Annotated in this window: 17 protein-coding genes; 11 read left to right on the forward strand and 6 right to left on the reverse strand. The window is 66.5% G+C overall.

What is annotated here, in order from left to right:
• Window positions 1-4 precede the first annotated feature (4 nt).
• Window positions 5-454, forward strand: coding sequence for a DUF6491 family protein (locus CLM74_RS08730; protein ID WP_105164967.1), 450 nt, complete (start codon window positions 5-7; stop codon window positions 452-454).
• A 67-nt stretch (window positions 455-521) separates the two neighbouring features.
• On the opposite strand, the gene CLM74_RS08735 is transcribed toward CLM74_RS08730, so the two are convergent.
• From CLM74_RS08735 to ftsY, 3 genes are all read right to left on the reverse strand, one after another.
• The gene (locus tag CLM74_RS08735; protein ID WP_025878821.1) at window positions 522-791 is read right to left on the reverse strand and encodes an oxidative damage protection protein; all 270 of its coding nucleotides are present in this window, start codon (window positions 789-791) and stop codon (window positions 522-524) included.
• Between the two features lie 5 nt (window positions 792-796).
• Window positions 797-1,921: an A/G-specific adenine glycosylase gene (gene mutY, locus CLM74_RS08740; protein ID WP_105163856.1), complete on the reverse strand. Its 1,125-nt coding sequence runs from the start codon at window positions 1,919-1,921 to the stop codon at window positions 797-799.
• 116 nt (window positions 1,922-2,037) lie between these two features.
• The gene (gene ftsY, locus CLM74_RS08745) at window positions 2,038-3,378 is read right to left on the reverse strand and encodes a signal recognition particle-docking protein FtsY (RefSeq protein WP_105163857.1); all 1,341 of its coding nucleotides are present in this window, start codon (window positions 3,376-3,378) and stop codon (window positions 2,038-2,040) included.
• Window positions 3,379-3,509: 131 nt separating this feature from the next.
• Here ftsY and CLM74_RS08750 point away from each other — a divergent pair, with 131 nt between their 5' ends.
• Complete coding sequence (locus CLM74_RS08750) at window positions 3,510-3,812, forward strand: hypothetical protein (protein WP_025878824.1); 303 nt, start codon at window positions 3,510-3,512, stop codon at window positions 3,810-3,812.
• A 274-nt stretch (window positions 3,813-4,086) separates the two neighbouring features.
• Here CLM74_RS08750 and htpG read toward each other — a convergent pair whose 3' ends face one another.
• Window positions 4,087-5,979 carry a molecular chaperone HtpG gene (gene htpG, locus CLM74_RS08755; protein WP_105163858.1) on the reverse strand — a complete coding sequence of 631 codons (1,893 nt, stop codon included), beginning with the start codon at window positions 5,977-5,979 and terminating at the stop codon, window positions 4,087-4,089.
• A gap of 596 nt (window positions 5,980-6,575) precedes the next feature.
• On the opposite strand from htpG, the gene rsmD reads away from it, so the two are divergent.
• The 6 genes from rsmD (at window position 6,576) to CLM74_RS08795 (ending at window position 11,406) form a co-directional block, all read left to right on the forward strand.
• A complete protein-coding gene (gene rsmD, locus CLM74_RS08770; RefSeq protein WP_033830840.1) occupies window positions 6,576-7,154 on the forward strand; it encodes a 16S rRNA (guanine(966)-N(2))-methyltransferase RsmD in 579 nt (192 codons plus the stop codon).
• Window positions 7,155-7,180: 26 nt separating this feature from the next.
• On the forward strand, window positions 7,181-7,690 hold the full coding sequence (gene coaD / locus CLM74_RS08775) for a pantetheine-phosphate adenylyltransferase (protein WP_008267036.1): 510 nt from the start codon (window positions 7,181-7,183) through the stop codon (window positions 7,688-7,690).
• A 78-nt stretch (window positions 7,691-7,768) separates the two neighbouring features.
• Window positions 7,769-8,260 (forward strand): hypothetical protein, encoded by a 492-nt coding sequence (locus CLM74_RS08780; RefSeq protein ID WP_025878827.1) that lies wholly within the window; start codon window positions 7,769-7,771, stop codon window positions 8,258-8,260.
• Between the two features lie 132 nt (window positions 8,261-8,392).
• Window positions 8,393-8,674: a YfhL family 4Fe-4S dicluster ferredoxin gene (locus CLM74_RS08785; protein WP_025878828.1), complete on the forward strand. Its 282-nt coding sequence runs from the start codon at window positions 8,393-8,395 to the stop codon at window positions 8,672-8,674.
• Window positions 8,671-10,398 (forward strand): gamma-glutamyltransferase, encoded by a 1,728-nt coding sequence (ggt, locus tag CLM74_RS08790; RefSeq protein WP_059063811.1) that lies wholly within the window; start codon window positions 8,671-8,673, stop codon window positions 10,396-10,398. Before CLM74_RS08785 ends, ggt begins: the two co-directional genes overlap by 4 nt.
• Before the next feature lie 120 nt (window positions 10,399-10,518).
• On the forward strand, window positions 10,519-11,406 hold the full coding sequence (locus CLM74_RS08795; RefSeq protein WP_025878830.1) for an MBL fold metallo-hydrolase: 888 nt from the start codon (window positions 10,519-10,521) through the stop codon (window positions 11,404-11,406).
• A 330-nt stretch (window positions 11,407-11,736) separates the two neighbouring features.
• On the opposite strand, the gene CLM74_RS08800 is transcribed toward CLM74_RS08795, so the two are convergent.
• Window positions 11,737-12,030 carry a PsiF family protein gene (locus tag CLM74_RS08800; protein ID WP_105163860.1) on the reverse strand — a complete coding sequence of 98 codons (294 nt, stop codon included), beginning with the start codon at window positions 12,028-12,030 and terminating at the stop codon, window positions 11,737-11,739.
• 117 nt (window positions 12,031-12,147) lie between these two features.
• Window positions 12,148-12,780: a uracil phosphoribosyltransferase gene (gene upp / locus CLM74_RS08805; protein ID WP_025878832.1), complete on the reverse strand. Its 633-nt coding sequence runs from the start codon at window positions 12,778-12,780 to the stop codon at window positions 12,148-12,150.
• A 153-nt stretch (window positions 12,781-12,933) separates the two neighbouring features.
• On the opposite strand from upp, the gene CLM74_RS08810 reads away from it, so the two are divergent.
• From CLM74_RS08810 to CLM74_RS08820, 3 genes are read left to right on the forward strand one after another with little or no spacing between them, the layout of a single operon-like run.
• Window positions 12,934-15,492, forward strand: coding sequence for a TonB-dependent receptor (locus CLM74_RS08810; protein WP_105163861.1), 2,559 nt, complete (start codon window positions 12,934-12,936; stop codon window positions 15,490-15,492).
• A complete protein-coding gene (locus CLM74_RS08815) occupies window positions 15,492-16,610 on the forward strand; it encodes a phytase (RefSeq protein WP_080149126.1) in 1,119 nt (372 codons plus the stop codon). Before CLM74_RS08810 ends, CLM74_RS08815 begins: the two co-directional genes overlap by 1 nt.
• A 53-nt stretch (window positions 16,611-16,663) precedes the next feature.
• Complete coding sequence (locus tag CLM74_RS08820) at window positions 16,664-17,971, forward strand: metallophosphoesterase family protein (RefSeq protein ID WP_080277641.1); 1,308 nt, start codon at window positions 16,664-16,666, stop codon at window positions 17,969-17,971.
• The last annotated feature ends 2 nt before the right edge of the window (window positions 17,972-17,973 follow it).

Here is a 17,973-nt window from a genome sequence, read left to right on the forward strand (position 1 = left end):
GGCCATGAAGACCCCACTGTTGATCGCCGGGCTGTGCCTGGCCCTGGCTGGCTGTGCCACCACCGGCCGCCTGGGCAGTGCCGAGAAGCTGGAGCTGTATCGTGCCCACGCCGGCGCACCGCAGAAGGACATGCAGTTCTTCGGCAGCCTCAATGGCTGGACCGAGCTGGGCGACAGTGCGCTGGCGGTCTGGACGCGTCCGAGCGAGGCCTACCTGCTGGAATTGAATGGTCCCTGCCAGGATCTGCCGTATGCGACCGCCATCGGCCTGACCAGCCGGATGAACCGCGTCTCGGCGCCGTTCGACAAGGTGCTGGTACGTGACCCGACCGCTGGCCCGCGCATGCCGTGCTTCATCAAGACCATACGCAAGCTCGACGTGAAGGCGCTACGCGCCTCCGAGCAGGAGCTGCGCCAGGCGCAGGTGCAGGAGCGCGAGGAATCCGCGAAGTAGGGCGGTAGCGCCGGGCCATGCCCGGCGGATGGCTGGACGCCGGGCATGGCCCGGCGCTACCGGCAGGTCAGGCTTCCGGGGTGAACCCGGCGGGCTTCTCCGCGTCCTTCTCGAACAGGAACTTCACCAGCTCCGTCTCCAGGAAGGCGCGATGCTCCGGCTTTCGCGGGGAAAGGCGGTTCTCGTTGATCAGCATGGTCTGGTGTGCCAGCCATGCGGTCCACGCCGGCTTGCCGATGTGGTTGAACACACGCTGGCCCAGTTCGCCCGGGTAAGGCACGAAGTCCAGGCCCTCGGCATCGCGTTGTTCGTACTGGCAGAAGACGGTTCGGGGCATGGCACTCACTCGTGGTTGCGGGATTTTGCGGAAGTTCGCTTCGGGCTCTTGATGGGCGCGCCCTCAAGCAGTTTGCGGATGGGGGCAGGCAAGCCCAGTGCAGGCAGTTCGGCGGCGCCAACCCAGCGCAGCGTGGGTTCTTCCACGCGCAGGCCGCGCACCTGCCGTGACAATACCTGCAGGTGCAGTTTGTAGTGGCTGAAGGTGTGCTGCAGCACTGGCAGTTCCTCGGCATCTTCCAGCGAACCATCGACGTGGACGTCGAACCAGTCCTGCAGCTCGCTGCCCGCATCGGCCTGGGGAAGCGTCCACAACTGTGCCCAGATGCCGGTGTCCGGCCGCTTCTGCAGCAGTACGCGCTGCTGCTTGTCGCGCAACAGCAGGGCCACCGCCTCGCGTTCGGGCAGCGTCTTGCTTGGCTTTGCGGTTGGCAGCTCGGCGGTGCGGCCTTCGCGACGTGCCACGCAATCGGCCTGCAGCGGACAGATCACGCAGGCCGGTCTGGACCGGCTGCAGACCGTGGCACCGAGGTCCATCTGCGCCTGGGTGTAGTCGGCCATGCGTCCAGCCGGCACCTGGGCGACCTGCGCTTCGGCGATGGCCCACAGCTGCTTTTCGATGGCGGGCAGGCCAGGGAAGCCTTCGACGCCGTGATAGCGGCTGAGCACGCGCTTGACGTTGCCATCGAGGATCGCGAACGGGTCGTTCCAGGCCTGGCTGAGGATCGCGCCGGCGGTGCTGCGGCCGATGCCGGGCAGATCGTGCAGGGCATCGAAATCACGCGGCAGGTCGCCGCCGTGCTCGACGACGCAGCGCTTGGCGGCGGCGTGCAGATTGCGTGCACGGGCGTAGTAGCCCAGGCCGGCCCACTGCGCCATCACCGCGTCGTTGCTGGCGGCGGCAAGGTCGGGCAGGGTGGGGAAGTGCTGCAGGAAACGGTGGAAGTACGGAATGACCGTGGCCACCTGAGTCTGCTGCAGCATGATCTCCGACAACCACACCCGGTACGGGCTGCGCGGATGCTGCCAGGGCAGGTCGTGGCGGCCGTGGCCGTCGAACCAGTGCAGCAGGCGGGCAACGAAGCCGTGCTCAGGGGCGGACGTGGCGCTGGCGTTCGGCTGGCGGGGCATCGGTACTCCAGGGGGCAGCCACCCATGGGGTGGCTCTACTACGGCAGCGGCCGGTCACCCATGGGGTGGCTCCACCGGGCTGCAGTAGAGCCACGCCATGCGTGGATGCGGGCGCGTCAGGCAGTGCCCAATGCTTCGGGCAACAGGGCGTCGACGAAGGCTTCCGGATCGAACACGCGCAGGTCCTCCGGGCGCTCGCCGATGCCAGCGAAACGGATCGGAATGCCGAACTCGCGGGCCAGCGCGAACACCACGCCGCCCTTGGCGGTACCGTCCAGCTTGGTCACCACCAGGCCGGTTACCTTGACCGCGGCATTGAACTGGCGCAGCTGCGAAAGCGCGTTCTGGCCGGTGGTGCCGTCGATCACCATCAGCACTTCGTGCGGCGCGTTCTCGTCGATCTTGCCGAGCACGCGGCGGATCTTGCCCAGCTCGTTCATCAGCCCGGACTGGGTGTGCAGGCGGCCTGCGGTATCGGCGATCAGCACCGAGGTGCCGCGGGCCTTGCCGGCCTGCAGCGCATCGTAGGCCACCGAGGCGGCATCAGCGTTCTGCCCCTGCGCGACCACGGCCACGCCGTTGCGCTCGCCCCAGATCTGCAGCTGGGCGACGGCGGCGGCGCGGAAGGTATCACCAGCGGCCAGCATCAGGCTGTGGCCCTCGTCCTTGAAACGCTTGGCCAGCTTGCCGATGGTGGTGGTCTTGCCGACGCCGTTGACGCCCACGGTCAGCACCACGAAGGGCTTGGCGTTGCGGTCGATGATCAGCGGCTTGGATACCGGCTGCAGGATCGCGATCAGGTCCGCGCGCAGTGCCGCCAGCAGGGCATTGGCATCGATGAACTCGCGCGCCTTCATGCGCTTGCGCAGGTCGGCGATCAGGTCGGTGGTGGCGGCAACGCCAACGTCGGCGGTCAGCAGCGCGGTCTCGATCTCGTCCAGCAGGTCGTCATCGAGCTTGGGGTTGCGCGAGAACAGGCCGCCGAAACTGCGGGCGAACGCACTGTTGCGCAGGCGCTCGCGCCAGCCGGGCTTGCCCGCCGCAGCAGCCGGGGCATCGACCAGTACCGGCAGGTCGGCGGCGGGGGCGGCTGGTTCCTGCGCCGGGATGACCGGGGCCAGCGGGGCGAGCACCGCGGCGGCGGCGGCCGCTTCGGCTTCGAAGTTCTCCGGCGCCAGCACGCGGGCGGGCGCGGCTTCGGGGATGGTTTCCTGCGCCGTCTGCAGTGGTGCTTGCGGGGCCGGCGCGGTTGACGTTGCGGGCGCAACGACCTCGGGCGTGGCAGCTGGCACAGGCGCTTCCACCATCGGCGGGGCTACCGGTGCGGCCGGGGCCTGCTCGGGTGGCGCGGCCGACGGGAATGCCGCCGCCAGCTCTTCAGCCGAGTAGTGCTGGGTCTTGGGCGCGTCCGGTGTGGCGGCGTTCTGGGGCTTCTTGCGGCGGAAAAAACTGAGCATTGGCAAAAGGCGCTGAAATCAGAGGGATATGCTACCACCCGGGCCTGTATGGCCGGCGTGGACTCAAGGTCGCAGCTACGCGGCCGTTAACCGGTCCGGAGGGCTGCGTTGGGTGGCCTGGGAGACCGCCGATGAACGATGTGACAGGTGTTGCGCTCAGCGGGATGCGTGCGGCCCAGCAGGGCGTGCAGGTGGCCGCGCACAATGTGGCCAACCTGGCGACCCCGGATGCGCCACGACTGCAGCTGCAGCGCGATGCCGCAGCGCAGGGCGGGGTGGACACCCGCGTGACGTCCCATGGCGACACCGATCCGACCGCACCGCTGGGCGATCTGTTGGCTGCCAAGGCCGAGGTGGTGGCCTTCGCTGCCAATGCCGCGCTGATCCGCCGCGAGGACCAGATGCTGGGCTCGCTGCTGGATCGGCAGGCCTGATCCGACCGCATCTGGGACGGGTCTGATCCGACCGGCTCCGGGACGGGCTTGATCCGACCGGCTCTGGTGCGTGCCTGATCCGACCGGCTCTGGTAGGTGCCAACCTTGGTTGGCACGCTTTTGCAGTCAAGCCATGCTCGGCAGCTTTTCAAGCGCCAACCAAGGTTGGCATCTACCAGGCCAACAACAGCGCCAACCAAGGTTGGCATCTACCAGGCCAACAGCAGCGCCAACCAAGGTTGGCACCCACCAAGCCGGGCGACCCCGGCATCGGTCAGGCCGACAGCTCCAGCAGCAGCTTGTTCAGACGGGCCACATAGGCACCCGGGTCCTTCAGGCTGTCGCCGGCGGCCAGTGCGGCCTGGTCGAACAGCACCCGGCCCAGGTCGTCGAAACGTGCGCCATCGGCTTCGGCATCCAGCTTGGCGATCAGCGGATGACCCGGGTTGATCTCCAGTACCGGCTTGCTGTCGGGCACCTTCCGGCCGCTGGCTTCCAGGATCTGGCGCATCTGCAGGCCCAGGTCCTGTTCGCCGATGGCCAGCACCGCCGGCGAATCGGTCAGGCGGTGCGACACGCGCACTTCGGCCACGTCATCGCCGAGCACGTTCTTCAGGCGCTCGACCAGGCCCTGCTTGTCCTTGGCTGCGGCTTCCTGCTCCTGCTTGTCCGCTTCGCTCTCCAGCGCGCCCAGGTCGAGGTCGCCGCGGGCGATGTCGACGAAGCCCTTGCCGTCGAAATCGGTCAGGTACCCCATCAGCCACTCGTCGATGCGATCGGTCAGCAGCAGGACTTCGATGCCCTTCTTGCGGAACACTTCCAGGTGCGGGCTGTTGCGCACCTGGCTGTAGCTCTCGCCGGTCAGGTAATAGATCTTGTCCTGGCCTTCGGCCATGCGGCCGATGTAGTCGGCCAACGAGACGGTCTGCGCATCGGCCTCGCCACGGGTGGAAGCGAAGCGCAGCAGGCCGGCGACCTTCTCACGGTTGTTGTAGTCCTCGGCCGGGCCTTCCTTCAGCACCTGGCCGAATTCCCTCCAGAACGTGGCGTACTGCTCGGGCTTGTCGCTGGACAGCTTCTCCAGCATGTCCAGCGAACGCTTGGTCAGCGCGGCCTTCATCGAATCAATGACCGGGCCGGACTGCAGGATCTCGCGCGAGACATTCAGCGACAGGTCGTTGGAATCGACCACGCCCTTGATGAAGCGCAGGTACAGCGGCAGGAACTGCTCGGCCTGGTCCATCACGAACACGCGCTGCACGTACAGCTTCAGGCCCTTGGGCGCATCGCGGTGGTACAGGTCGAACGGCGCGCGGCCCGGCACGTACAGCAGCGAGGTGTACTCCAGCTTGCCTTCGACCTTGTTGTGGCTCCACGCCAGCGGGTCGCTGTGGTCGTGGGCGACGTGCTTGTAGAACTCGGTGTACTCCGCATCGCTGATCTCGGTGCGCGGGCGGGTCCACAGCGCGCTGGCGCGGTTGACGGTTTCCCATTCGATCGCGGCGCCTTCTTCGCCGCCTTCCTTGGGCATCTGGATCGGCAGGCCGATGTGGTCGGAGTACTTCTTGAGGATGCTGCGCAGGCGCCAGCCGTCGGCGAAGTCGTGCTCGCCGTCCTTCAGGTGCAGGACGATGCGGGTGCCGCGCTCGGCCTTGTCGATGGTGGCGACATCGAAATCGCCTTCGCCACGCGAGGTCCAGCGCACGCCTTCATTGGCGGCCAGGCCTGCGCGGCGCGAAGTGACTTCCACTTCGTCGGCGACGATGAAGGCGCTGTAGAAGCCGACGCCGAACTGGCCGATCAGCTGCGAGTCCTTCTTCTGGTCGCCGGACAGCTGGCGCAGGAAGTCGCCGGTGCCGGACTTGGCGATGGTGCCGAGGTGGGTGATGGCATCGGCGCGGCTCATGCCGATCCCGTTGTCTTCGATGGTGATGGTGTGGGCGGCCGGATCGAAGCTGACGCGCACGCGCAGCTCGCTGTCGCCTTCCAGCAGCTCAGGCTGGGTCAGGGCTTCGAAGCGCAGCTTGTCGGCGGCGTCGGCGGCATTGGAGACCAGCTCGCGGAGGAAGATCTCCTTGTTGGAGTACAGCGAGTGGATCATCAGCTGCAGCAGCTGCTTGACTTCGGTCTGGAAGCCAAGGGTTTCGGTCTGGGTCGTCTCGGTCATCGGGTAGGGCTCCATGTGCGGTGCCGCGCAAGCGCGTGCGGCCTCGCCAAGGGGTAGGGGTGATTGTCCCGAAATCAAGGGGTTGGTCGGCCGGGCTGCGCCCGGCACCCGCCGAGGCCAAAGCAACAGCAACAGCAACAGCAACAGCGGGCATTCCGTGGGATGGCGGGGCACTGTGGGTTTGCGGGGACGCCGTAAACCCGTCCATGGGGGCTTGGTCGCGGCATCCATGCCGCTCACACCCCGCAAACCCACAGTGCCCCGCCTTCGACAGATCGTCGCGATCTGCAGTAGATCCACGCCATGCGTGGATGAAATCTCTCAGATATCGAAATCCCCCAAGAGCCGTTTGACAGATCGCAGGAAACTGTCGAAGGCGGGGTGGGTCCGGTTGAGGGGGCGTGAGCCGCATGGATGCGGCGACCGAGCTTACATGGACGTACTTGCAGCGTCCCCCTCAACGGGACCCACCCCGCCAACCCACAGGAAACCAGCTTTTGACGTTGCTTCGGCCTCTGCGGGTGCCGGGCGCAGCCCGTCCGAACTACAATCCCGCTCATGCTGAAATTCTCGAATGAACCTCGCCAGGGGCGCCTGTGAGCGGCCGCGGTGGCAACGAAGGCCAGGTGCGCATCATCGGTGGGCGCTGGCGCAATACCCGACTGCCGGTTCCGACCCTGCCGGGCCTGCGGCCCAGCAGCGACCGCGTGCGTGAGACCCTGTTCAACTGGTTGATGCCCAAGCTGGGCGGGGCGCGCGTGCTGGACCTGTTCGCCGGCAGCGGCGCGCTGGGGCTGGAGGCGGTCTCCCGGGGGGCCGCGCATGCCACCCTGGTCGAGCGCGACCCGCAGCTCGCGCGCAACCTGTCGGCGGCCGTGGCCAGACTGCAGGCGGGTGACGTCGTGACGGTCGCCCAGGCCGATGCGCTGCGCTGGCTGCAGGCCGCGCCGGCACAGCAGGCGGATCTGGTGTTCATCGACCCGCCGTTCGCCGATGGCCTGTGGCAGGACGTGCTGGCCCAGCTGCCGCGGCACCTGGCCGCCGATGCCTGGCTGTACCTGGAATCGCCGGCCAGCCACGTGCCGGTGCTGCCCCCGGAATGGCTGCTGCACCGCGATGGCGGCACCCGCGAGGTGCGCTTTGCCCTGTACCGCCGCGCCGCTGCTACACTTTGACCTCATCTGAACATCTGCTACCGCCCATGACCGTGGCCAACCGCCGCATCGCCGTCTATCCCGGCACGTTCGACCCCATCACCAATGGTCATATCGACCTGGTGAGCCGGGCCGCGCCGCTGTTTGAAAAGGTCGTGGTGGGCGTGGCGCAGAGCCCCTCGAAGGGACCGGCCCTGCCGCTGGAACAGCGCGTGCAGCTGGCGCGTGGCGCCCTGGGCCACCACAGCAACGTCGAGGTCATCGGCTTCGATACGCTGCTGGCCCATTTTGTACGTTCGGTGCAGGGCGGTGTGCTGCTGCGCGGGCTGCGCGCGGTGTCCGACTTCGAGTACGAATTCCAGATGGCGAGCATGAACCGCCACCTGATTCCGGAGGTCGAGACCCTGTTCCTGACCCCCGCCGAGCAGCACAGCTTCATCTCGTCCTCGCTGGTCCGCGAGATCGCACGCCTGGGTGGCGATGTGTCCGGCTTCGTGCCGGCCGCCGTGCTCGAGGCGCTGCGCAAGGTCCGCGAAGCGAAGTCGGCCCAGTCGTAAGCCCTGGCCAGCAGTAGATCCTTTAGCACCACGCATTCCATTACGCACACCAACACGCAACATTCCGGGAGGAAACCCATGAACAACACCATGCGCGCGATGCTGATCGCTTCGTTTGCCCTGGCTTTCACCGCCTGCAAGAAGGAAGAAGCCGCTCCGGTCGACGAAGCCAAGCAGGCGCTGGTCGCGCCGGCCAAGGAAGACGACGCAGGCTGGAAGAAGTACCTGCAGGAAGTGGCCATCCAGAACATGGGCAACATCACCAACAGCCCGTTCCTGTACTACCTGTCGCCGGAATCGGATCCGGACTTCCAGGCCAAGTACGAGCGCCAGACCGAAAGCGCGACCCAGGCCGTGGCCCGTGGCGTGCAGCCGGGCAACATGCTGGCCTTCGGTTCGTCGGCCTCGGGCAAGATGGCTGACATGATCCAGACCGTGTTCAAGGATGTCTCGCCGGATTCGATGAAGGGCGTGCGCGTCGTCTTCATCGGCCAGTCCGCCGACAACGCCCGCGTGCAGGCCGTGGTCCAGCCGACCGGGGCCGAGTACATTTTCGTCGAAGCCAAGTAAGACCGAGCCGAGGCGGTCGTGCTTCGGCACGGCCCGGGCGGCGCCCTGCGATGGGCGCCGCTGATGACCTGACCGGCCCGCGCGCCCGCGCAGGCCGGTCCTTGTCCCAAGGCGCGGGCGTGGAGTATCGCCATGTCGCTGAAAATCAATGAGCTCTGCGTCAACTGCGACGTATGCGAGCCGGCCTGCCCGAACCAGGCCATCACGATGGGTGAAACCATCTACGTGATCGACCCCGCCCGCTGTACCGAGTGCGTGGGCCATTTCGACGAACCGCAGTGCGTGGTCGTCTGCCCGGTCGAATGCATCGACCCCGATCCGGACATCGTCGAAACCGAAATCGAGCTGCTGGCCAAGTTGCGCCAACTGCAGCACGATCATCCCGAACTCTATGCGGAGCCCCCATCCGAATGAAGTCGTTCGCCCGCCCCCTGTTGCTGCTCGGCCTGCTGCTGAGTTCCGTCGCCTGGGCTGATGCCCCGGTCCGTGCCGAGCGCCCCGATGGCGCGGCCATCGCCAGCGGTCACGCCCTGGCCACCCAGGCCGGTGTCGACATCCTGGCCCAGGGCGGCAACGCCTTCGACGCGGCGGTGGCGGTGTCTTCGACCCTGGCAGTGGTCGAGCCGATCAGCTCCGGCCTCGGTGGCGGCGGCTTTTTCCTGCTGCATGATGCGGCCACCGGCAAGGACGTGATGCTGGACGCGCGCGAGACCGCGCCGGCCGCGGCCACGCCGCAGGCCTTCCTCGACAAGAAGGGTGACCTGGACCGCGACCGCTCGGTCAACGGCCCGTGGTCGGCCGGCATTCCGGGCCTGCCGGCGGCGCTGGTCGAACTGTCGGCCAAGCACGGCAAGCTGCCGCTGTCAGCGTCGTTGCAGCCGGCGATCCGCATCGCGCGTGAAGGCTTCCCGGTGTACGACCGCATGGCCAAGGGCTATGCCTCGCGCCGTGAAGTGATGGAGCGTTATCCCGGTACGCGCGAGGTCTACCTGCGCAATGGCAAGCCGATCGCCACCGGTGACCTGTTCAAGCAGCCGGAACTGGCGCAGACCCTGGAGCGCCTGGCGGCCGGTGGCTTCGACGGCTTCTACAAGGGCCAGACCGGCAAGCTGCTGCTGGCCGGCGTGAAGCAGGCGGGCGGCAAGTGGACCGCCGAAGAGCTGGCCGGCTACCGCGTCAAGCAGCGCGCGCCGATCGTCTTCAACTACAACGGCTGGAAGATCACCACCGCACCGCCGCCGTCCTCCGGTGGCATCGCCCTGGCCAGCATGCTGCAGATCCTGGAAGGCTGGGACATCAAGCAGATGGATGCCGCGCACCGCACCCATCTGGTGGTCGAGTCGATGCGTCGTGCCTACCGTGACCGCACCTTCTTCCTCGGCGATCCGGATTTCGTGCAGATCCCGCAGAAGGTGCTGGCCAGCAAGGATTACGCGCAGGGCCTGCGCGCAACCATCCACCCGGAAAAGGCGACCCCCAGCGACCTGCTGTCGGGCAACCCGACGCCGCTGGAGGATGACGAGACCACCCATTTCTCGATCATCGACCGTGATGGCAACCGTGTCGGTGCCACCCAGACCGTCAACCTGCTGTACGGCTCCGGCCTGATTCCGAAGGGCACCGGCGTGCTGCTGAACAACGAGATGGACGACTTCGCGCTGAAGCCGGGAACGCCCAATGCCTTTGGCGTGATGGGCTACGCGGCCAACGCGCCGAAGCCGGGCAAGCGCATGCTCAGCTCGATGACGCCCACCTTCATGGAAAACGACGACAAGGTGATCGTGCTGGGCACGCCCGGCGGCAGCCGCATCATCACCATGGTGCTGCTGGGTATCCTGGGCTACGACGCTGGCCTGGATGCGCAGCAGGTCGCCGCGCTGCCGCGCTACCACCACCAGTGGCTGCCGGACCTGATCGAGGCGGAAAGCAATGCTTTCGACGCTGGCACCATCAAGCAGCTGCAGGCGATGGGCCACAAGATCGACCTGCCGGGCGAGGTCGCTGCCGGCGGCCGCGGCTCCAGCCACGTGTGGGGCAACCTGCAGACGGTGGAGTGGGACCGCAAGGCCAACAAACTGTTTGGCGGCAGTGACCCGCGCAACCCGGTCGGCAGTGCCCAGATTGTGCCGGCTCCCTGATCCGGCGGCAGCGCCGGGCCATGCCCGGCGGACGCAAACCTGAGAACCCCGCCCGCAACGGCGGGGTTTTTCATTTTCCCACTAGCGATTATTTAACGAGCGGCCACCGATAATTGCGTCATGAAACTATGGTCGATCCGCGGTAATACCCAACGCCTGGATGGCGGTGCAATGTTCGGCAACGCGCCGCGCGCGTTGTGGGAAAAGTGGGCAGCACCGGATGAGCTCAACCGCATCGAGCTGGCCTGTCGTGCGTTGTTGGCGAGCCCGCTGGAAGGCAAGACGGTGCTGTTCGAAACCGGCATCGGTGCGTTCTTCGAGCCGCGCATGCGCGAGCGCTATGGCGTGCAGGAAAGCCAGCATGTGCTGATCGATTCGCTGCGCGAAGCCGGCTTCGAGCACGAAGACATCGACGTGGTGGTGCTCAGCCATCTGCACTTCGACCACGCCGGCGGCCTGTTGGCCGCGTGGCACGAAGGCCGTGAACCGGAACTGCTGTTCCCCAATGCGACGTACGTGGTCGGTGCGCAGCATTGGCAGCGCGCGCTGCAGCCGCACCCGCGCGATCGCGCCAGCTTCATTCCAGAACTGCCGGGCCTGCTGCAGGCCAGTGGCCGCCTGGAAGTGGTGGACGGCGAGTATTCGAAGGTGCTCGGCCACAGCGTGCGTTTCAGTTACAGCGACGGGCACACGCCGGGGCTGATGCTGGCCGAGATCGTCGGGCAGGCACGCGCAGGCGAGGGGGCGCACGGCGGCGTGGTGTTCTGCGCCGATCTGATTCCGGGTCGCTCGTGGGTGCACGTGCCGATCACCATGGGGTACGACCGCAACGCCGAGCTGCTGATCGACGAGAAGCGACAGTTCCTGGAAGACAAGCTGGCGCGCAACGTGCATCTGTTCTTCACCCATGATCCGCAGGTGGCGCTGGCGCAGGTCGGGCGGGATGAGAAGGGACGTTTCGTGACGCTGCATGAGCAGGGCGAACTGAAGGCGCGCGCGCTGGGGTGAGGTTTGCCGGCAGGGCTGCGCCCTGCACCTGCCGAATCAACGGCAACAGCAACAGCGGGCTATCCGTGGGTGGCGGGGCGGTGTCGGATGGCGGGGACGCCGCAAGTACGTCCTTGTAGGCTTGGCAGCCGCATCCATGCGGCTGACACCCCGCAATCCGACACCGCCCCGCCTTCGACAGTTTTCCGGTGACGGATGGGACACCCGGTGGATCTTTCGGGGTCCGATCCCGTTGCTGCGCAATGGGCTCTGACCCCATTCGACGGACAGGTTCCAAGTGACGGTCAGTAGATCCACGCCATGCGTGGATGGGGCCTTTCTTCGCTGTTTTTACGAAGCCTTGAGGCAGCTGCTCATGAAGGTCTTGCGGGCGTCGCCGGCGAGCTTTTGGGTGGCGGCGTTTGCGTTGCACTTCTTCATGCGCTCCTGCGGCGTGGCAGGGGTTGCCGGTGCGGCTGCGTGCGAGCTCAGGCATGCGCTCTGCGCGGACTTGTAGGCGTCGCCTTTCAGCCCTTTGTTCTTTGCCGAACAGTCGGCCATGCGCTGCTGCTGTGGGGTGGCTGCGTTGGCGGAAATCGGGAGGCCGACCAGCAGGGCGGCGGCGAGCAGCAAAGAGGCTTTCATGGTGGCTCCAGGGCAGGGCGGGTGCGCGGAGCATTCGCCCGTTGCCGCAAAGCCGGCGTGAAGGTGCCTGGAGCAGGTGGAGCACTTCCTTTCGAAAGCGCTCCGACCCGGTCGATCTCAGCCCACGCGGGTACCGAAGATGCGGTCGCCGGCATCACCCAGACCCGGCAGGATGTAGCCCTTGTCGTTGAGCTGCGCATCGATCGCGGCGGTGTAGATCTCCACGTCCGGGTGCACGGCTTTCACCGCTTCGATGCCCTCAGGTGCGGCAACCAGGAAGATGCCCTTGATCCGGCGAGCGCCGGCGCGCTTGAGCATGTCGATGGTGGCGATCAGGGTGCCGCCGGTGGCCAGCATCGGGTCGAGGATCAGCGCGTCGCGCTCTTCCAGGCGGCCGGTCAGGCGCTCGAAGTAAGGCACCGGCTGCAGGGTTTCCTCATCGCGCTGCAGGCCGACTACGCTGACACGGGCGGCCGGGATCAGCGACAGCACGCCGCTGAGCATGCCCAGGCCGGCGCGCAGGATCGGCACCACGGTGATCTTGGCGCCGGCGATGCGCTGCACGGTGACCGGGCCGGACCAGCCCGGCAGGGTGTGCGGCTCGGTTTCCAGGTCGGCGGTGGCCTCGTAGGCCAGCAGCGTGCCCAGTTCGTTGGCCAGTTCGCGGAAATCCTTGGTGCTGAGAGCGGCGTTGCGCATCAGGCCGATCTTGTGCTGCACCAGCGGGTGGCGCACTTCGACGATCTTCATGGGAGGGTCTGGCAGAAGGGGAGGCCCCCATTTTAAGCGGAATGCGCGGTGGTGCCGAGCCGGGTCCGGCAGGCCAGGCTCCACCGGTGTCATGCCCATGCAACCTGCCGGACATACCGTGCTGACCCAATCTTTACACCGTTGGGGATAGCTGTGCAGAAGAAGAACACGTTGGGCCTGGCAATCAGCCTCTCGCTGCTGGTGACGGCCAGCCCGTCGGTGCTGGCGGCCGAAAACGCTGCCGCTGCCGTGGCAGGGGGTGCCGCCGCAGCGACCGATCTGGACCGCATCGAAGTGCGTGCACAGCTGGAATCGCAGGTACGCGCAGTCGACCTGAAGCGCAGCAGCGATGCCATCGAAGACGCCGTGTCCTCCGACGCGCTGGGTCAGTACCCGGACAAGAACGTGGCCGAGTCGCTGCAGCGCCTGCCGGGCATCAGCGTGACCCGCGACCAGGGGGAAGGCCGGTTCGTGGTGGTGCGTGGCCTGGATGCCAACCTCAACAGCGTCAGCGTCGACGGCATCGCCATCGGCACCCCGGAAGATTCCAGCCGCGCGGCGCCGCTGGATGTGATTCCGTCCGATTCGACCGAGCGCCTGCGCGTGGTCAAGTCGCCCACCCCGGACATGCCGGGCGACGCCATCGGCGGCGCGATCCTGGTTGAATCGGCCTCGGCCTTCGATCGTGACGGCCGCAGCCTGCGTGGCAAGATCGAAGCCAGCCACCAGCAGCTGTCCGGCGAAACCAGCCCGAAGGCGGCCTTCAACTACAGCGAAGTGTTCAACGACTCCTTCGGCGTCGCGCTGGGCGTGAACTACCAGAAGCGCACGTTCGAATCGGACAACACCGAAGTGGAGTACGACGGGGAAGACGATGCCGCACCGGGCGACGTCACCGCGATCAACCTGCAGCACCGCAAGTATGAGATCGAGCGCAAGCGCATCGGCGCCAACCTCAACCTGGACTGGCGCCCGAACGAGGACAGCAAGTACTACCTGCGTGCGCTGTACAGCCAGTTCGATGATGCCGAAACCCGCCAGCGGGTGATCTTCAACTTCGATGACGCGAAGATGGTGAAGACCGGTACCGACCAGTACCGGTTGGACGGCATGCCGAAGGATTCCATCGACAGGCGCATGCGCTACCGCACCAAGGAAGAGAACACCTTTGCGGCCAGCCTGGGCGGCGAGAACACGCTGACCAACGCCGTGGTCGATTACAAGGTTGGTTTCACCCGCACCGAAGAGCGGGTGAACGATGAAATGGAGGCGCGCTTCAAGCTCAACGGCAAGGCCTTCAACGGTACGCTGGACCAGAGCAGTCGAATGCCCAGCTACAGCTTCGACAATCCGCAGTGGCTGGACAACGCGAACTACGCGTTCGACCGCTTCGTGATTTCACCCAAGCAGGTGAACGACAAGGAGCACAGCGCACAGGTCAACGTCCGCTTCGACGGCGACAGCAGCAGCATCAAGTTCGGCCTGCTGGGGCGCTGGCGCGACCGCGACGTCAACGTCGACGAAAGCGAACTGCGCGTCGGCCCGAAGGTTGCCCTGTCCAGCTGGACCACCGGCTCCCCGGATCACCGCCACGGCACCCTGGGTGACGGCATGGAGTCGGACGCGATGCGCGCGTACTGGGCGGCCAACCGTGGCCAGTTCAGTGCCCGTCCGCAGGATGTCGGCGCCAACGCGATGACCTCGCTGGAAGAAGACTACACCGCCAGTGAAGACATCTTCGCCAGCTACGCCATGGGGACCTGGGATGTCGGTGCGCTGCGCATCATCGGTGGCGTGCGTGTGGAGAACACCCGCTTCAAGGCCGAGGGCAACCGGGTCGATGTGGCGGCCAACGGCCGCAGCTACACCGTAACCCCGCGCGTGGCCAACAGCAGCTATACCAACGTACTGCCGGGCCTGCACCTGCGCTACGACGCAGCCGATGACTGGGTGCTGCGCGCCTCGGCCAACAAGACCGTTTCGCGCCCGTCCTTCGGCGATATCTCGCCGCGCGTCGGCTACAGCCGCGGCGACGAGGAAGTGCGCCTGGGCAATCCTGAGCTGGACCCGTACGAGTCGAAGAACATCGACCTGTCGGTGGAGAAGTACCTCGGCAGCACCGGCATCGTTTCGCTAGGTCTGTTCCACAAGTCCATCGACGGCTATATCGTCGAGACGGTGCGCACCAATGATCCGGCCTACGGTGGTTTCGACGTGACCCAGCCGATCAATGGCCGCAAAGCCACCGTGCGTGGTGCGGAGCTGAACTGGCAGCAGCAGCTGGCCTTCCTGCCCGCCGGCCTGGACGGCCTGCTGGTGGGCGCCAGCGGCACCTGGCTGGATACCCGATTCGACGCTGGCATCGAGGATCGCGCCGGTGAGGATTTCACCCTGCCGCGTGCCTCCAAGCACGTGTACAGCGCCCACATCGGCTATGAAAAGTACGGCCTGAGCACTCGTCTGGCGGCGGTGTACCGCAGCGAGTACCTGGACAGCATCGGCAAGGGCCGTGCGTTCGACATCTACGTCGCGCCCAACACCCAGCTCGACTTCTCGCTGGACTACAAGTTCAACGCGAACGTGAGCGTGTACTTTGAAGCGCAGAACCTGCTGGACAAGCCCCTGGAGCTCTACCAGGGCACGCGCTCGCGCACCCTGCAGATGGAAGAGTATGGCCGCACCTACGCCGTGGGCCTGAAGGTGGCGCTGTGATGGCGCGTTGCATGACCCTGATGGCGGCCTCGCTGGCAGCCGTTCTTGCCGCCGGCTGCACGCCGGCCGCGGACAAGGCGCCGGCAGCGGCTGCAGCGACCGGCGCTGTGGCACCGGTCGAGCGCAACGTGGCGACCATCGCCGAGGCCTTCCTGACCCCGATGACCCCGGCCGACAACATCGATTCGCCCGCGTCCTGGCAGGCCCCGGATGGCAAGACCTGGCTGATCGCCACGGCCAAGGCCACCGACAAGCTGGTGGTCTACGATGGCAGCAACGGCCAGCACCTGCGCGACGTCGGCAGCACCGGCACCGGCCTGGGCCAGTTCGATCGTCCCAACGGCATCGCGGTGATCGATGACCTGCTGTGGATCGTCGAGCGCGACAACCACCGTGTGCAGGTGCTTTCGCTGCCGGACTTCACTCCGTTGGCCACCTTCGGTGCCGACGATCTGCGCAAGCCCTACGGCCTGTGGGTGGACCGCCGTGCCGATGGCTACAGCGTCTACGTCACCGACTCCTGGGACAACGGCGAGGACGCACAGGGCAAGGACATCCTGCCGCCGCTGGCTGAGCTGGACAAGCGCGTGCGCCAGTACCACGTGTCCCGCGATGGCACGAAGGTGCAGGCAACACTGTCGGCCAGCATCGGTGATACCAGCGAAGCCGGCGCGTTGCGTGTGGTCGAATCGATCTGGGGAGATCCGGCCAATGATCGCCTGCTGATCGCCGAAGAGGACGAAAGCTACGCCAGCGAATTCAAGGTCTATACCCTGGCGGGGCGCTTCACCGGCACCACCTTCGGCCGCGACGTGTTCAAGGCGCAGGCCGAAGGCGTGATGCTGCGCACCTGCGGCAAGGACGGCTGGTGGATCACCACCGAGCAGGGCAAGCAGCGCAGCGTGTTCCATCTGTTCGACCGCCATACGCTGAAGCCGGTGGGTGCGTTCCAGGGCAATACCGTGGCCAACACCGATGGCATCTGGATGATGCAGCAGCCGACGCCACGGTTCCCGCACGGTGCCCTGTATGCGGTGCACGATGACCAGGGTGTGGTGGCCTTCGACTGGGAGAGCATCGCCAAGCAGTTGGCCCTGCCGCTGGAGTGTGGCTCGTGAGCGCGCGTTTGGTGCGCCTGCTTGCGATCGGGCTGCTGCTGGCATTGCCATCGATGGCGATGGCTGCAGCCGAGCCCAATACGCAGGTGCCGTCGGGCAGCCGCTACTACGCGGCCACACCGGTGCCGGACCGCATCGTTGCCTCTCCATCGGTCGACCCCAGCCACGGATTCGCAGTGGCCTGGCGCACCGATGGCAGCGTGCAGTCGCCGCTGCTGGAAATCGCACGGGCCGACGATTCGCCGGCCATCGAGGGCATCGTCCAGGTGCGCGCGAAGACCCAGGTGCTGCAGACCGAGAACGGCTTTTCGCATCATCATCGCGCCGACATCGATGGTTTGCAGCCGGACACCCTGTATGTCTACCGCGTACAGGGCAATGGCAGCTGGAGCGCGTGGAACCAGCTGCGTACGCTGGCCGCTGCCGACCAGCCGCTGACCCTGCTGTATTTCGGCGATACCCAGAACAAGAACGTCAGCCATGTAAGCCGTGTGGTGCGGGCCGCACAGAAGGCCGCGCCGGATGCACGGATCAGTCTGTTTGCCGGCGACCTGGTCAGCGGTGGCGACAACATGGACGACAGCGAATGGGGCGAATGGTTCGCCGCCACCAGCTGGCTGGCACAGGAGACGCTGGTGGCGCCGGCGATCGGCAACCACGAGTACTTCGAGGAATTCGAGGACACGCCACAGGAGCGCCGCGTGCTGGGCCGCCATTGGCCGGTGACCTTCGCCCTGCCGGGCAACGGTGCCAGCGCGGCGGCGGGTACCAGCTACTGGTTCGACGCACAGGGCGTGCGCGTGGCCGTGGTCGATGGCACCTCGGCGCTGGATCTGGGTACCGCCAAGGCGCAGGCACAGTGGTTGGACAAGGTGCTGGCCGGCAACCGGCAGCCGTGGACGATCGTGCTGCTGCACCAGCCGTTCTATTCGCCGCGCGAGGGCCGCGAGAATGCTGCCCTGCGCAAGGTGCTGCTGCCGGTGGTGCGCCGTCACAAGGTGGATCTGGTACTGCAGGGGCATGACCATACCTACGGCCGTCGCGGCGAAGGGCAGGCGGCAACACCGCAGTACGTTGTGACAGTGGCTGGACCGAAGCAGTACCGCCTGTCGGACGAAGCACGCAGGACGATGGACCCCGTGGGCGAAGACACCCAGCTGTTCCAGGTGTTGCGCATCGATCCGCAGCGCCTTCGCTACGAGGCCCGCACGGTGACCGGGCGCCTGTACGACGCCTTCGAGCTGAAGCGCGATGACAATGGCGGCAAGCAACGGGTGGAGCAGCGAGAGGGACGGATCACGCCGCGTGACTGCGCGCGTGCCCAGACCGCCAAGGGCCGCACCGACCGGTGCTGGGAGTGAGG

Origin of the sequence: Stenotrophomonas sp. MYb57 (genome assembly GCF_002966815.1) — a bacterium.
In the GTDB taxonomy this organism is placed as follows: Bacteria; Pseudomonadota; Gammaproteobacteria; order Xanthomonadales; family Xanthomonadaceae; genus Stenotrophomonas; species Stenotrophomonas indicatrix.

Coding starts and splice junctions, on each gene's coding strand:
- CLM74_RS08750 (WP_025878824.1), top strand. CDS start 3,510: ATGAACGATGTGACAGGTGTTGCGCTCAGCGGGATGCGTGCGGCCCAG.
- ftsY (WP_105163857.1), bottom strand. CDS start 3,378: ATGCTCAGTTTTTTCCGCCGCAAGAAGCCCCAGAACGCCGCCACACCG.
- CLM74_RS08815 (WP_080149126.1), top strand. CDS start 15,492: ATGGCGCGTTGCATGACCCTGATGGCGGCCTCGCTGGCAGCCGTTCTT.
- mutY (WP_105163856.1), bottom strand. CDS start 1,921: ATGCCCCGCCAGCCGAACGCCAGCGCCACGTCCGCCCCTGAGCACGGC.
- CLM74_RS08780 (WP_025878827.1), top strand. CDS start 7,769: ATGAACAACACCATGCGCGCGATGCTGATCGCTTCGTTTGCCCTGGCT.
- upp (WP_025878832.1), bottom strand. CDS start 12,780: ATGAAGATCGTCGAAGTGCGCCACCCGCTGGTGCAGCACAAGATCGGC.
- CLM74_RS08800 (WP_105163860.1), bottom strand. CDS start 12,030: ATGAAAGCCTCTTTGCTGCTCGCCGCCGCCCTGCTGGTCGGCCTCCCG.
- CLM74_RS08820 (WP_080277641.1), top strand. CDS start 16,664: ATGGCGATGGCTGCAGCCGAGCCCAATACGCAGGTGCCGTCGGGCAGC.
- CLM74_RS08735 (WP_025878821.1), bottom strand. CDS start 791: ATGCCCCGAACCGTCTTCTGCCAGTACGAACAACGCGATGCCGAGGGC.
- htpG (WP_105163858.1), bottom strand. CDS start 5,979: ATGACCGAGACGACCCAGACCGAAACCCTTGGCTTCCAGACCGAAGTC.
- coaD (WP_008267036.1), top strand. CDS start 7,181: ATGACCGTGGCCAACCGCCGCATCGCCGTCTATCCCGGCACGTTCGAC.
- CLM74_RS08730 (WP_105164967.1), top strand. CDS start 5: ATGAAGACCCCACTGTTGATCGCCGGGCTGTGCCTGGCCCTGGCTGGC.
- ggt (WP_059063811.1), top strand. CDS start 8,671: ATGAAGTCGTTCGCCCGCCCCCTGTTGCTGCTCGGCCTGCTGCTGAGT.
- CLM74_RS08795 (WP_025878830.1), top strand. CDS start 10,519: ATGAAACTATGGTCGATCCGCGGTAATACCCAACGCCTGGATGGCGGT.
- CLM74_RS08785 (WP_025878828.1), top strand. CDS start 8,393: ATGTCGCTGAAAATCAATGAGCTCTGCGTCAACTGCGACGTATGCGAG.